11 protein-coding genes are annotated in these 14,376 nt (G+C 64.8%); 2 read left to right on the top strand and 9 right to left on the bottom strand.

Annotated features, from left to right (window positions below; genetic code table 11):
* Positions 1-84 precede the first annotated feature (84 nt).
* From rlmF to IAE34_RS11885, 5 genes are all read right to left on the bottom strand, one after another.
* Entirely contained in the window at positions 85-1,038 is a 954-nt protein-coding gene (rlmF, locus tag IAE34_RS11905) for a 23S rRNA (adenine(1618)-N(6))-methyltransferase RlmF (protein WP_200139153.1), read from the bottom strand.
* Positions 1,039-1,143: 105 nt separating this feature from the next.
* Positions 1,144-3,990 carry a valine--tRNA ligase gene (locus IAE34_RS11900; protein ID WP_200139152.1) on the bottom strand — a complete coding sequence of 949 codons (2,847 nt, stop codon included), beginning with the start codon at positions 3,988-3,990 and terminating at the stop codon, positions 1,144-1,146.
* A gap of 147 nt (positions 3,991-4,137) precedes the next feature.
* Complete coding sequence (locus IAE34_RS11895) at positions 4,138-4,488, bottom strand: DNA polymerase III subunit chi (RefSeq protein WP_200139151.1); 351 nt, start codon at positions 4,486-4,488, stop codon at positions 4,138-4,140.
* 5 nt (positions 4,489-4,493) lie between these two features.
* Positions 4,494-4,922, bottom strand: a complete 429-nt coding sequence (locus tag IAE34_RS11890; protein ID WP_200139150.1) for a DNA polymerase III subunit chi — start codon at positions 4,920-4,922, stop codon at positions 4,494-4,496.
* A 52-nt stretch (positions 4,923-4,974) separates the two neighbouring features.
* Positions 4,975-6,465 carry a leucyl aminopeptidase gene (locus tag IAE34_RS11885; protein ID WP_200139149.1) on the bottom strand — a complete coding sequence of 497 codons (1,491 nt, stop codon included), beginning with the start codon at positions 6,463-6,465 and terminating at the stop codon, positions 4,975-4,977.
* A gap of 354 nt (positions 6,466-6,819) precedes the next feature.
* Here IAE34_RS11885 and lptF point away from each other — a divergent pair, with 354 nt between their 5' ends.
* Positions 6,820-7,935, top strand: coding sequence for an LPS export ABC transporter permease LptF (gene lptF, locus IAE34_RS11880; protein ID WP_200139148.1), 1,116 nt, complete (start codon positions 6,820-6,822; stop codon positions 7,933-7,935).
* Entirely contained in the window at positions 7,928-8,989 is a 1,062-nt protein-coding gene (gene lptG / locus IAE34_RS11875; protein WP_200139147.1) for an LPS export ABC transporter permease LptG, read from the top strand. The genes lptF and lptG overlap by 8 nt, the downstream gene beginning before the upstream one ends.
* 180 nt (positions 8,990-9,169) lie before the next feature.
* Here the strand turns inward: lptG and IAE34_RS11870 are convergent, their stop codons facing one another.
* The 4 genes from IAE34_RS11870 to gcvP all read right to left on the bottom strand — a co-directional run bounded on the left by IAE34_RS11870 (position 9,170) and on the right by gcvP (position 14,366).
* Entirely contained in the window at positions 9,170-9,658 is a 489-nt protein-coding gene (locus tag IAE34_RS11870) for an RDD family protein (protein WP_200139146.1), read from the bottom strand.
* Between the two features lie 89 nt (positions 9,659-9,747).
* A complete protein-coding gene (locus tag IAE34_RS11865; protein WP_200139145.1) occupies positions 9,748-9,960 on the bottom strand; it encodes a cold-shock protein in 213 nt (70 codons plus the stop codon).
* Between the two features lie 344 nt (positions 9,961-10,304).
* Entirely contained in the window at positions 10,305-11,426 is a 1,122-nt protein-coding gene (gene gcvT / locus IAE34_RS11860; RefSeq protein WP_200139144.1) for a glycine cleavage system aminomethyltransferase GcvT, read from the bottom strand.
* A gap of 84 nt (positions 11,427-11,510) precedes the next feature.
* A complete protein-coding gene (gcvP, locus tag IAE34_RS11855; RefSeq protein ID WP_200139143.1) occupies positions 11,511-14,366 on the bottom strand; it encodes an aminomethyl-transferring glycine dehydrogenase in 2,856 nt (951 codons plus the stop codon).
* Positions 14,367-14,376 lie beyond the last annotated feature (10 nt).

Genomic DNA, 14,376 nt, shown 5'->3' with positions numbered 1-14,376 from the left:
GCACTGTGCGGGTATCCCACGAACCCTGGCCGTGGGGCAGGATGCTGTCGGGGGCCGCCCCGGGGGCGCCGGGGCGCGGCTTTTTCATGCCTGGGGGTTGTCGCGGCGGCGATGCCAATCGGCGCGTGCGGCGTCGTCATGGAAGCTCCAGGCGACCATGCGGCTCTGTTTCTGACCTTGGCCCATTTCGACGATCCGCTGGCTGCGGCTACCGGCCTTCTTCAGCGCGGCCTCGATGCCCGGCAGATTGCTGGCCTTGGACACCAGGCTGGTGAACCACAGCACCTGGCCGGCAGACGCGACGCTTTCGCCGATCAGTTGGCTGACGAAGCGAATCTCGCCGCCTTCGCACCACAGCTCGTTGTTCTGCCCGCCGAAATTGAGCACGGGCAAGCGGCGCTTCGGATCCTGCTTGCCGAGGTTCTTCCACTTGCGCTGGCTGCCACGGGTCGCCTCATCACGAGAGGCGTGGAACGGCGGGTTGCACAGGGTCAGGTCGAAGCGCTCGCTGGCCTTGAGCAGGTGGCCGAGAATGTGCGAGGGCAGCGCCTGCTGGCGCAGCTCGATCGCCTTGGTCAGGCCGTTGGCCTGGACGATGGCTCGCGCCGAGGCCAATGCGACCGGGTCGATGTCCGAGCCTAGAAATGACCAGCGATAGTCACTGTGGCCTAGCAGTGGATAGATGCAGTTGGCGCCCACGCCGATATCCAGTGCATGCACCTTTTTGCCACGCGGAACCTGCCCCTGGTTGTCCTCGGCCAGCAGATCGGCCAGGACATGGATGTAGTCGGCCCGCCCCGGAATGGGTGGGCAGAGGTAATCGGCGGGAATGTCCCAGTGCTCGATGCCGTACTGGGCCTTGAGCAGGGCGCGGTTGAACACCCTGACCGCTTCGGGGTTGGCGAAGTCGATGCTGGGTTTGCCGTGGGGATTGATCAGGGTGAAGCGGGCGAGGTCGGGATGAATCTCGATCAGGCGGGGAAAGTCGTAGCGACCCTGGTGGCGGTTGCGCGGGTGCAGGGTGGGTTTGTGGGTCATGGTCGGGTCCAGGCCCTGGGGCTGCGTGCAGCACCTTCGCGCCCTGGTGGACGCGAAAGGGCCGCAGGGCGGCCCCAGCGGTCTCTCTAGGGGTTACAGCAGGGATTACAGCGCAGCGATCCGTGCATGCTGCTCGGTGAATTTGGCCAGGGCCTGCTCGGACTCGGCCAGCTTGGCGCGTTCCTTGTCGATCACCGCAGGCGGTGCCTTGTCGACGAAGGCGGCATTGGACAGCTTGCCGCCGACCCGCTGGACCTCGGCTTGCAGGCGCTGGATTTCCTTGTTCAGACGCGCCAGCTCGGCGTTCTTGTCGATCAGGCCTGCCATCGGCACCAGCACTTGCAGGTCGCCCACCAGGGCGGTCGCCGACAACGGCGCTTCATCCTGTTCACCGAGCACGGTGAAGGATTCGACCTTGGCCAGCTTCTTGAGCAGGGCCTCGTTGTCGTGCAGACGACGCTGATCCTCGGCGCTGGCGTTCTTCAGGAACAGCGGCAGGGGTTTGCCCGGACCGATGTTCATTTCCGCGCGAATGTTGCGCAGCCCGACCATCAGTTCCTTGAGCCATTCGATATCGCCTTCGGCGGCCACATCGATGCGCTGTTCATTGGCCACCGGCCACTGTTGCAACATGATGGTCTTGCCGTGCACACCGGCCAGCGGGGCGATGCGCTGCCAGATTTCCTCGGTGATGAACGGCATGAACGGATGGGCCAGGCGCAGCGCCACTTCCAGCACGCGGACCAAGGTGCGGCGGGTACCGCGGGCGCGCTCGACCGGCGCGTTCTCGTCCCACAGCACCGGCTTGGACAGCTCCAGATACCAGTCGCAATACTGGTTCCAGATGAATTCGTACAGCGCCTGGCTGGCCAGGTCGAAGCGGAACTGCTCGAGCTGGCGGGTCACTTCGGCTTCGGTGCGCTGCAACTGCGAGATGATCCAGCGATCGGCCAGCGACAATTCGCAGGCCTCACCGTTCTGGCCGCAGTCCTCCCCCTTGTCCAGCACGTAGCGCGCGGCGTTCCAGATCTTGTTGCAGAAGTTGCGGTAGCCCTCGACGCGACCCATGTCGAACTTGATGTCGCGCCCCGTGGAGGCCAGCGAGCAGAAGGTGAAGCGCAGGGCGTCGGTGCCGTAGCTGGCGATGCCCTCCGGGAACTCGGCCTTGGTCTGCTTGGCGATCTTCTCGGCGAGCTTGGGTTGCATCAGGCCACTGGTGCGCTTTTCCAGCAGGGCGTCGAGGGTGATGCCGTCGACGATGTCCAGCGGGTCGAGCACGTTGCCCTTGGACTTGGACATCTTCTGGCCCTGGCCGTCGCGTACCAGGCCGTGCACGTACACGGTCTTGAACGGGACCTGGGGGGTGCCATCGTCGTTCTTCACCAGGTGCATGGTCAGCATGATCATCCGGGCGACCCAGAAGAAGATGATGTCGAAGCCCGTCACCAGAACGTCGGTGGAGTGGAATTTCTTCAGGAATTCGGTCTGTTCCGGCCAACCGAGGGTGGAGAAGGTCCACAGGCCCGAGCTGAACCAGGTGTCCAGCACGTCGTCGTCCTGACGCAGGCTCACGTCGTCGCCCAGGCCATGCTTGCGGCGCACTTCCTGTTCGTCACGACCAACATAGACCTGGCCGGTGGCGTCGTACCAGGCCGGGATGCGGTGGCCCCACCACAGCTGGCGGCTGATGCACCAGTCCTGGATGTCGCGCATCCAGGAGAAGTACATGTTCTCGTACTGCTTGGGCACGAACTGGATGCGGCCATCTTCCACGGCGGCGATGGCCGGTTCGGCCAGCGGTTTGGTGGAGACGTACCATTGGTCCGTCAACCAGGGTTCGATGATGGTGCCGGAACGGTCGCCCTTGGGGACCTTCAGGGCATGGTCGTCGATGCCCACCAACAGGCCCTGGGCCTCCAGGTCCGCGATGATCTGCTTGCGCGCGGCGAAGCGGTCCAGGCCGGCGTACTGCGCCGGCAGCGCGGTGTCGACGGCCTCGTTGACGCTGCCATCGAGGTTGAACGCCTGCGCAGCAGGGAGCACGCTGGCGTTCTTGTCGAAGATGTTGAGCAGCGGCAGATCATGGCGCTTGCCGACTTCGTAGTCGTTGAAGTCGTGGGCCGGGGTGATCTTCACGCAACCGGTGCCGAACTCGGGGTCGCAGTAGTCGTCGGCGATGATCGGAATGCGGCGACCCACCAGCGGCAGTTCGACGAACTGGCCGATCAGGGCCTGATAGCGCTCGTCGGTCGGGTTGACGGCCACGGCCGCGTCACCGAGCAGGGTCTCGGGGCGAGTGGTGGCGACCACCAGGTGATCCTGGCCCTCTGCAGTGAGGGCACCATCGGCCAGTGGATAACGCAGGTTCCACAGGTGACCTTTTTCGTCGTGGTTCTCCACTTCGAGGTCGGAGATGGCGGTGTGCAGCTTGGTATCCCAGTTGACCAGACGCTTGCCACGGTAGATCAGACCGTCTTCGTGCAGGCGCACGAAGGCTTCCTTGACCGCCTCGGACAGGCCGTCGTCCATGGTGAAGCGTTCGCGGCTCCAGTCGACCGAGGAACCCAGGCGACGAATCTGCCGGCTGATGTTGCCGCCCGACTGCGCCTTCCATTCCCAGACCTTCTCCAGGAACTGCTCGCGACCCAGGTCATGACGGTTCTGGCCTTTCGCCTCGAGTTGACGCTCCACCAGCATCTGCGTGGCGATGCCGGCGTGGTCGGTGCCCGGCTGCCACAGGGTGTCGCGCCCTTGCATGCGCCGGAAGCGGATCAGGGCGTCCATGATCGCGTTGTTGAAACCGTGGCCCATGTGCAGGCTGCCGGTCACGTTGGGCGGCGGAATCATGATGGTGTAGGACTCGCCTGCACCTTGCGGAGCGAAATAGTTCTCGGACTCCCAGGTGTTGTACCAGGAAGTTTCGATGGCGTGCGGCTGGTAGGTCTTATCCATGCGCGGCGGGACCCTTAGGCATTAATTCGGGAAAGCCGGGAAGTATAACCAAGCTGCCAGCGACAAGGCGAGCGCGCCAGCCCTCATCGCAGGTCGACCGGCCCTGCCGGTACAGGCCGACCTGGCCTTGCCGCCGCGCGGGGCGAGCTATTCCGAACGCTGGACCAGGCGCTCCATGCGGGCCTCCAGGCGACGCTTGATTTCGGCTTCGATGTGAGGGGTGTAGTCCTTGATCACATCCTGCATGATCGATTGCGCGGCGGCGCGCAATTCGGCCTCCAGGTGCAGCAGGGTGTCCTGGCGGCGGGTCTGCGCATCTTCGGCTGCGACGGCAGGTTCTGGCGGGGTCGCCGGCGATGGCTGCAACTGCAGGGGCGTCTGCTCCACGGTGTCGGTGAGCAGCGGCGGTTGCAGGTCGCTGTCGCCAAGCAGCTGGCGAATCGACTCCAGGTCGTCGAGCAAGTGGGTGGATTGATTCACGGAAGCGGGTTTGTCCATCGTCGTCAAAGTCGCTGTAAGCGGTGGTCCTGCAGAGCATAGCCCTGTTCGCGGTAGAAACGGAATCGCTCGCGAGCCGATTGGCGCTCCGATGGGTGTTCGACGACGATCTCTGCGACACGCTCGAACTGACCGACGAATGCTGGCACTTCAGCGCCAAGGTTGATCAGCAGATCCTGGTGGGCGCCTGCGTCACTGCCTATGCCCAGAGCCACCTGTGCATCGAGGTGCAGTTCGGCCAGGTCGTGGGGAACGAAGGCCTCGCCCTTGAAGCGCCACAGGCGCTCGTCCAGCTCGCTGCGCTGGGCCTCGTCCTGACAGTGCAGATAGACCCGATGGCCCAGGCGCCAGGCCTTTTCGCACAGCTTGCAGGCGAAATCCAGCCGTACCGACAGGGAATCGGTGGGCAGGATGTAGAAGTCGACTTTACTCATGCTGGTTGAGCGACTGGCGAGGGGCGGCGGCGCCTGCCACCGCCCCCATGGCTCAGACGCCTGCGCGGTCCAGCAGATACTGGGTCAGCAGGGGCACCGGCCGGCCCGTGGCGCCTTTGTCCTTGCCACTGGCCCAGGCGGTGCCGGCGATGTCCAGGTGCGCCCAGCTGTAGTTCTTGGCGAAACGCGACAGGAAGCAGCCGGCGGTGATGCTCCCGGCCTTCGGACCGCCGATATTGGCGATGTCCGCGAACGGGCTGTCCAGTTGTTCCTGGTACTCGTCGAACAACGGCAGTTGCCAGGCGCGATCGTCGGCGCGCTGGCCGGCGTCGAGCAACTGGCCGATCAGGTCGTCGTTGTTGCCCATCAGGCCGGACGTGTGGCTGCCCAGCGCGACGATGCAGGCGCCGGTCAGGGTGGCGATGTCGATGACCGCCTGCGGCTTGAAACGCTCGGCGTAGGTCAGGGTGTCGCACAGCACCAGGCGGCCTTCGGCGTCGGTATTGAGGATCTCGACGGTCTGCCCGCTCATGGTGGTGACGATGTCGCCCGGTCGGGTCGCGCCACCGCTGGGCATGTTCTCGGCGCAGGCCAGCAGGCACACCAGGTTGATCGGCAGTTGCAGTTCGAGCACGGCACGCAGCGTGCCGAACACGCTGGCGGCGCCGCCCATGTCGTACTTCATCTCGTCCATGTTGGCGCCCGGCTTGAGGCTGATGCCGCCGGTGTCGAAGGTGATGCCCTTGCCGACCAGTACGTAGGGCTGGTCGGCCTTCTTGGCGCCCTGATAGTGCATGACGATCAGGCGCGGCGGCTGGTCGCTGCCCTGGCCTACTGCATAGAACGCGCCCATGCCCAGGTCCTTGATCTTCTTCTCGTCGAGGACCTCGACCTTCAGGCCCTTGTGCGCCTTGCCCAGCTCCCTGGCCTGGTCGGCGAGGAAGCTGGGGTGGCAGATGTTCGGCGGCAGGTTGCCCAGGTCACGGGTCAGGGACATGCCGGAGGCGATGGCGGTGGCGTGGCTGACGGCGCGTTCGACCTGGCTAAGGCCAGCCTTGTCGGCCAGCAGGGTGATTTTCTTCAGGGCGCGGGGTTCGGCTTTCTGGCTCTTGAAACGGTCGAACACATAGGTGCCGTCCAGCAGGGTTTCGGCCAGCAGGCGATACTTGCCGTAGTGGCCATCGCGCTTGTTCACCGCGACGTCGTCCAGCGCCAGCACGGCGTCGCTGCCGGCCAGGCTGCGCAGCACGCCTGCGACACTGGTCACCAGCTTGCGCCAGGCACGGTCGCCCAGGGCTTCTTCCTTGCCGCAACCGACCAGTAGCACGCGCTCGGCCTTCAGGCCCGGCAGGTTGTGCAGCAGCAGTGTCTGGCCGGTTTTGCCGGCCAGGTCGCCACGCTTGAGGATGGCCGACAGGGCGCCTTCGCTGGCCTGGTCGACGGCCTTGGCGACGGCGCCCAGCTGACGGCCTTCACCGACCGGCAGGACCAGTGTGGCGGTTTTCACGGATGCTGCGGCTACGGTCTTTACAACCAGTTGCATGTGAGATTCCCCGAATGATCTGTGCAGAGGGCCGCCTGTCGCGCCGCGGCGCGACAGGCCTGGCGACGCTGTGGCGGGCCAGTGGCAAAGCGGCCAGTTTGAGCCTGGCGACGCCCCCCTGACAACCCCGCGGCGTGCTTTTCCCAGCGCTCGGCGGTGCGCGCGAGCCTGCGCTCCGGGCCTTTCACGGCTTCGACAGGCGCCTCGATGCGGCGCCAAGTGACAGGCGCCTCCAATCACAGGATAATGCGCGCACTTTTGAATGGAGGTTCGCTTCGGGCGAACCGGCACAGGTGCTGGCTGTCATCAGTCTGCGTCTGGCAATCCGCCCCTGACAACCCAGGAGTGTCTGGTTTGATCGTCTTCCGTTATCTGTCCCGCGAGGTGCTGGTCACCTTGAGCGCCGTCAGCGCCGTGCTGCTGGTGATCATCATGAGCGGGCGTTTCATCAAGTACCTGGCCCAGGCGGCTCAGGGTGCGCTCGATCCGGGTGTGCTGTTCCTGATCATGGGCTTCCGCCTGCCGGGCTTCCTGCAACTGATCCTGCCCCTGGGGCTGTTCCTCGGCATCCTGCTGGCCTACGGTCGGCTGTACCTGGAAAGCGAGATGACCGTGCTCTCGGCCACCGGCATGAGCCAGCAGCGCCTGCTGGCGCTGACCCTGGCACCCGCTGCGCTGGTGGCGCTGCTGGTGGCTTGGCTGAGCCTGAGCCTGGCGCCCCTGGGCGTTGCCCAGGTGCAGAAGATCATCGCCCAGCAGGACGCCCTGACCGAGTTCGATACCCTGGTGCCGGGTCGTTTCCAGACCCTGCGCGACGGGACCCGGGTCACCTATGCCGAGCAGATGTCCGACGACCGGGTCAACCTGGGCGGAGTGTTCATTTCCGAGAAGCGCTTCAACCAGGACAAGTCCAAGGACCGCGCACCCTCGGTACTGGTCGCCGAAAAAGGTCACCAGGAGGTGCAGAAGGACGGCAATCGCTACCTGATCCTGGAGAACGGCTACCGCTACGACGGCAACCCGGGTGAAGCCGGTTACCGCGCGATCCGCTACGACACCTATGGCGTGCAGTTGCCCAAGCCGGAGGTCAGCCAGGAAGTGACCGAGCGCGAAGCCATCCCCACCAGCGACCTGCTCGGCCACGACGGCGTGAGCGAGCGCGCCGAGCTGCAATGGCGGTTGTCGTTGCCGCTGCTGGTGTTCGTCGTGACCCTGCTGGCGGTCCCTCTGGCCAGGGTCAACCCGCGCCAGGGCCGCTTCCTCAAACTGCTGCCGGCGATTCTCCTGTACATGGCCTACCTGACGATGCTGATTTCCGTACGTGGCGCCCTGGAAAAGGGCAAGTTGCCGATTGCCCTCGGCTTCTGGTGGGTCCATGCCCTGTTCCTGGCCATTGGCCTGGCGCTGATGTACTGGGAGCCGCTGCGTTTGAAGATGGCTGCGCGTCGCGCGGGGGTGACCCGTGGTTAAGCTCGATCGCTACATCGGCAAGAGCGTGCTGATGGCCATTCTGGCCGTGTTGGGCATCATCCTCGGCCTCGCTTCGCTGTTCGCCTTCATCGATGAAATGGGCGACCTGAGCGCCACCTATACGCTGCTCGATGCCAGCAGCTACGTGTTGCTCACCGCACCGCGCCGTCTTTACGACATGCTGCCCATGGCCGCGCTGATCGGTTGCCTGATCGGCCTGGGCAGCCTGGCCAGCAGCAGCGAGCTGACCATCATGCGCGCTGCCGGCGTGTCCATCGGCCGTATCGTCTGGGCGGTGATGAAGCCCATGCTGGTGCTGATGCTGATCGGCCTGCTGGTGGGCGAGTACGTCGCCCCGGTCACCGAGAACAAGGCCCAGGCCGAGCGCTCGCTGGCCCAGGGCGGTGGTGAAGCGCAGAGCTCCAAGCGCGGCATGTGGCATCGTCAGGGCGATGAATTCGTGCACATCAACTCGGTGCAGCCCAATGGCCTGCTGCTGGGGGTGACCCGCTACCGGTTCGACGACCAGCGCAAGATTCTCACCGCCAGCTTCGCCCGTCGCGCTTCCTACCAGGACCAGCGCTGGACCCTGCATGACGTCAAGACCACGTTCTTCCGTGGCGATCACACCGAAGTGGTGCAGGCGCCGGAAGAAGTCTGGGATGTGTCGGTCACCCCTGAGCTGCTCAATACGGTGGTGCTGCCACCGGAGTCGCTGTCGATGACCGGACTGTGGCAGTACATCCACTACCTGGCCGACCAGGGCTTGAACAATGCCCGCTACTGGCTGGCGTTCTGGAGCAAGATCCTGCAACCGGTGGTCACCGCTGCACTGGTGCTGATGGCCATCTCCTTCATCTTCGGGCCGCTGCGCTCGGTGACCCTGGGCCAGCGCGTGTTCACCGGCGTGTTGGTGGGCTTCGTGTTCCGCATCGCCCAGGACTTGCTGGGCCCCTCCAGCCAGGTCTTCGGCTTCCCGCCGCTGCTCGCGGTGGTGATACCTGCAGGCATCTGTGCGCTGGCGGGTGTGTGGTTGTTGCGCCGAGCCGGATGACCGACAGTATCGGACCGGGGCTGTCTTGCAGCCCCGGGTGCCGTATCCCGCCTCTATAGAACGGCAGCTCAGCTGCGATGGCCGGCAGCGCTGGCCCGGGCCAGCCGTTGCCCTACACCCGGACTGTGGTCCTTGCCTGGCCGATGCGTGCATCTGCAACCCTCCGCCTGGGCGATGCGCTCATTTGCGTGGTTTGGGAATGCGCACAAGCTGGGTCTGTGAGTAGATGTCATGCCAGCTGCGCTTTCGCTTGTCGATCAGCGACCAGACGAAGCCCAACCCCAGGCACAACCACGAAGCGATGGCCACCACGAAGCGCAGCAACGCCTGCCACAGGCTGATGGCGCTGCCATCGGCGTTCTGTACTCGCACGCCCCACACCTGCATGCCCAGCGTCTGGCCGCCATGGGTCCAGAACTTGGCGAAGAAACCGAACAGTGCGAACAGCAGCACGGTGGACAGCAACGGGTCGCCGTCCAGGGCGCCGGCTTCGCTGAGTTCGCGCAGGCGCACTTCACCGACGATCGACATCTGGATCAGCTTGTAGACGAACGCCGTGACGATGAGCAGGGCGATGCACAGCAAAAGGTCGTAGAACATCGCCGCCAGGCGTCGGCCCAGACCGGCAGGCGGAAACTCACCCTGGGGATGTAGCGTGTGCTGGGACATGCGCGGTGGCTCCGATGAACGAAGCGGGCATTCTACGGACAAAAAAAAGCCCCTGCACTGGGCAGGGGCTTTTTTAGAAGCCGACTGGCTCAGTCAGCAACCTGAACGTTGTCAGCTTGCATGCCTTTCTGGCCCTGAACGGCTTCGAAGGTCACCTTCTGGCCTTCTTTCAGGCTCTTGAAACCATTGCCTTGGATGGCGCGGAAGTGGACGAACAGGTCCGCACCGCTTTCTGGGGTAATGAAGCCATAACCTTTCTCGTCATTGAACCACTTGACGGTACCGTTCTGACGCTCAGCCATTTTCTTGCTTCCTATGAATCTTCGGATAGTGATTTCAGTTTCTTTCGTTTCAACAGGACGAAAGACTACTGGGCTGGGTTGCAGGAAAGTAAGAGACGTCAGACGGGTTGTAGCGAAATTCGGCTACTGGCCCAGGTCACGAACTATTGCGACCCATGCAAACACAGTGAGATGACTCTACGCCAACTCTCGCGAAAAAAACAAGCCCTGAAACCGCTCCTGATCAGGCTTTTGCCGGTTACCGACAAAACGGTCGCAAACGGCATGGCGCCTGGGCTGGCGCCATGTTCGCAAGTTATAGGACAGGTTCGTAAACGAATAAGCGTCGCCCGGAGAATCTGCGTTCAACCTCGGTAGTAACGCTGTGCGACAAAAGGCATTTTGCTGACCTTCAGGGCAACTTGCTTGCCGCGCACGATGGCGAACAGGGGCGTTTCGGGTGCGGCATGTTCGATATCGACATAACCCATCGCCACTGGCGCATTCAACGTCGGTCCGAAGCCACCACTGGACACTGTTCCGACCGGTTTGCCCGCGGCGTCGACGATCGGTGCGCCCTCGCGCACCGGCGTGCGTTCCTGGGGCAGCAGCCCGACACGCTTGCGCGTGGCCCCCTGGCATTGCTGCTCGGTGATGCGCTGCGCGCCGGGGAATCCACCCGGGCGTGCGCCGTCTGCTCGCCGCGCCCTGGAAATTGCCCAGAGCAGGCTGGCTTCGACCGGGGTGGTCTGGCGATCCATGTCATGGCCATACAGGCACAACCCGGCTTCCAGTCTCAGCGAGTCGCGAGCCCCCAGACCGATCGCCTGCACTTCGGGTTCGGCCAGCAGGCGCCGGGCCAGGGCTTGAGCGTGCGCCGACGGGAGCGAAATCTCATAACCGTCTTCGCCGGTGTAGCCGGAGCGGCTGACGAGGCACTCGGTGTCCAGCAGCGACACGCGTCGCACCTGCATGAACGTCATGTCGGCGGTGTCCGGCGTCAGGCGTTGCAGCACCGTGGCGGCGGCGGGGCCCTGCAGCGCCAGCAGCGCACGTTCCTCGAACAGGGACTGCACCTCGCAGCGGTTGCCCAGGTGTTGGCGAAGATGCGCCAGATCCTGCGTCTTGCAGGCGGCGTTGACCACCAGGAACAGGGTGTCGTCACCCAGGTTGGCGACCATCAGGTCGTCGAGAATGCCGCCTTGCTCGTCGGTGAACAGGGCGTAGCGCTGGGTGCCGACCGGCAGATCGACCACGTCGACCGGCATCAGGGTTTCCAGTGCGCGTGCCGCGTCGGGGCCGCGCAGCATGATCTGGCCCATGTGCGATACATCGAACAGCCCGGCGTGCGCGCGGGTGTGCAGGTGTTCCTTGAGTACGCCCAGCGGGTACTGCACGGGCATGTCGTAACCGGCGAAGGGCACCATGCGCGCGCCCAGTTCCAGGTGAAGGGCGTGCAGAGGGGTCTTGGACAGGATGGCGGACATCGATGACTCCTAGGGAAGAGGTTCGGCCCGGCACCGGTGTTGGCCGGTGCCGGTCGCTGGCAGTGCGTAGACGTTCGAGCGCGCTCAGAGCTCCTGGTAGCTCTCCATCGACGGGCATGCGCAGACCAGGTTGCGGTCGCCGTACACGTTGTCGACACGTCCCACAGGTGGCCAGTACTTGTTGTCCTTCAGGCTGGCCAATGGATACACCGCTTGCTCGCGGCCGTAGCTGTGGGACCAGTCGCCGACCAGTTCCGCGGCGGTGTGCGGCGCGTTCTTCAAGGGGTTGTCATGCTTGTCCAGGCTGCCGTTCTCCACGGCGCGGATCTCGTCGCGGATCTGGATCATCGCCGCGCAGAAGCGGTCCAGCTCCTGGCGCGACTCGCTCTCGGTCGGTTCGATCATCAGCGTGCCGGCCACCGGGAAGGACATGGTCGGGGCATGGAAGCCGAAGTCGATCAGCCGTTTGGCCACGTCGTCCACACTGATGCCGCTGCTGTCCTTGAGCGGCCGCAGATCGAGGATGCATTCGTGGGCCACCAGGCCGTTGCTGCCGCTGTAAAGCACCGGATAGTGCTCTTCCAGTCGACGGGCGATGTAGTTGGCATTGAGGATCGCCATCTGCGAGGCGCGCGTGAGGCCGAGGCCACCCATCATGCGGATGTACATCCAGGTGATGGGCAGGATGCTGGCACTGCCGAACGGTGCGGCGCACACCGCACCGGTGGTGTTCTCCAGGGTGGCATGACCGGGCAGGAAGGGTGCAAGGTGCGCCTTCACGCCGATCGGGCCGACGCCGGGGCCACCGCCGCCATGGGGAATGCAGAAGGTCTTGTGCAGGTTCAGGTGCGAGACGTCGCCGCCGAACTTGCCTGGCGCGCAGAGGCCGACCATGGCGTTCATGTTGGCGCCGTCGATGTATACCTGCCCGCCGTGGTCGTGGATCAGCGCGCAGATGTCGCCGATGGCTTCTTCGAACACGCCGTGGGTGGACGGGTAGGTGATCATCAGCGCGGCCAGCCGCTCGCGGTGCTCGGTGGCCTTGGCGCGCAGGTCGTCGAGGTCGACGTTGCCGCGGGCGTCGCAGGCGGTCACCACCACGCGCATGCCAGCCATGTGTGCGGTGGCCGGGTTGGTGCCGTGGGCCGATGACGGAATCAGGCAGATGTCACGATGGCTTTCGCCGCGGCTGCGGTGGTAGGCGCGGATCGCCAGCAGGCCGGCATATTCGCCTTGCGAGCCGGCATTGGGTTGCAGCGAGACGGCGTCGTAGCCGGTGGCTGCGCAGAGCATGGCTTGCAGCTCTTCGGTCAGTTGCTGGTAGCCCTGGCTCTGGCTCGCAGGGGCGAAGGGGTGCAGGTTGCCGAACTCGGCCCAGGTGACGGGAGTCATCTCGCTGGCGGCGTTGAGCTTCATGGTGCACGAGCCCAGCGGAATCATGCTGCGGTCGAGCGCCAGATCCTTGTCGGCAAGGCGACGCAGGTAGCGCATCAATTCGGTTTCGCTGTGGTAGCGGTTGAACACCGGATGCTCGAGATAAGCCGAGCGCCGGCGCAAGGCCTGCGGGATACGCGAAGCCTGGCGTGCGACGAGCGCGTTGAAGTCCGGCAGCGGACGGCCTTCGGCGAACAGCGCCCACAGCGCCTGGACATCCGCCTGGGTGCTGGTTTCGTCCAGCGACACACCCACGTGCGTGGCATCGACCTGGCGCAGGTTGAAGCGCTGGGCCCTGGCGTTCTCGTGCAAGGCCGCGGTGGCAGCGCCGGTCGCCAGGGTCAGGGTATCGAAGCCGCTGGCATCGAGGATCTCCACGCCCAGGCTTTCCAGGCCTGCCGCCAGGATGGCGGTGAGCGCGTGGGTACGCTCGGCGATGCGTTTCAGGCCGGCCGGACCGTGGTAGACGGCGTACATGCTGGCGATGTTGGCCAGCAGCACCTGAGCCGTGCAGATGTTGCTCGTGGCCTTCTCACGGCGAATGTGCTGCTCGCGGGTCTGCATGGCCAGGCGCAGGGCGCTCTGGCCGAAGCGGTCGATCGACACGCCCACCAGGCGACCGGGCATGTCGCGCTTGAAGGCGTCGCGGGTGGCGAAGTAGGCGGCGTGCGGGCCGCCGAACCCCAGTGGCACACCGAAGCGTTGGGCGCTGCCGATGGCGACGTCGGCACCGAACTCGCCCGGTGGGGTGAGCAGGGTCAGGGCCAGCAGGTCGGCTGCGACGGCGACCAGTGCACCGCTGTGGTGGAAGCCATCGACCACTTCGCGGTAGTCGAACAGTGCGCCGCTGCTCGCGGGATACTGCAACAACGCGCCGAAGAAGCTGGCGGTGTCATTGAGGGCGAACTCATCGCCCACCACCACGTCGATTCCCAGGGGTTCGGCGCGGGTACGCAGTACGTCCAGGGTCTGCGGATGACAATGTACCGAGGCGAAGAATCGCTGGCTGGCCTTGTTCTTCGACAGGCGCTTGCAGAAGGTCATGGCCTCGGCCGCGGCGGTCGCTTCGTCGAGCAACGAGGCGTTGGCGATCGGCAGGGCGGTCAGGTCGCTGATCAGGGTCTGGAAATTCAGCAGCGCCTCCAGGCGACCCTGGGAGATCTCCGGCTGGTAGGGCGTGTAGGCGGTGTACCACGCCGGGTTTTCCAGCAGGTTGCGCAGAATGGGCGCCGGCGTGTGGGTGTTGTAGTAACCCTGACCGATGAAGCTCTTGAACAGCTGGTTCCTGCCCGCGATGGCCTTAAGCTCGGCCAGCGCATCGGCCTCACTCTTGCCCTCGGCCTGGCCGAGGACGCTGGTGCCTTTGATGCGCTCGGGGATGACCGCGGCGGTCATGGCCTCGAGCGAGTCGAAGCCGAGGGTCTGCAGCATGGCCTGCTCGTCGGCGCTGCGTGGGCCGATGTGGCGGGCGATGAATTCGTTGGCGGTGCCCAAGTGTGTGGTCATGTCCAGCTCC

Origin of the sequence: Pseudomonas sp. S30, assembly GCF_016518545.1 — a bacterium.
Lineage (GTDB): Bacteria > Pseudomonadota > Gammaproteobacteria > Pseudomonadales > Pseudomonadaceae > Aquipseudomonas.
The sequence above is the reverse complement of the archived record's forward strand: the minus strand, read 5'-3'. Positions and strand labels throughout refer to the sequence as shown.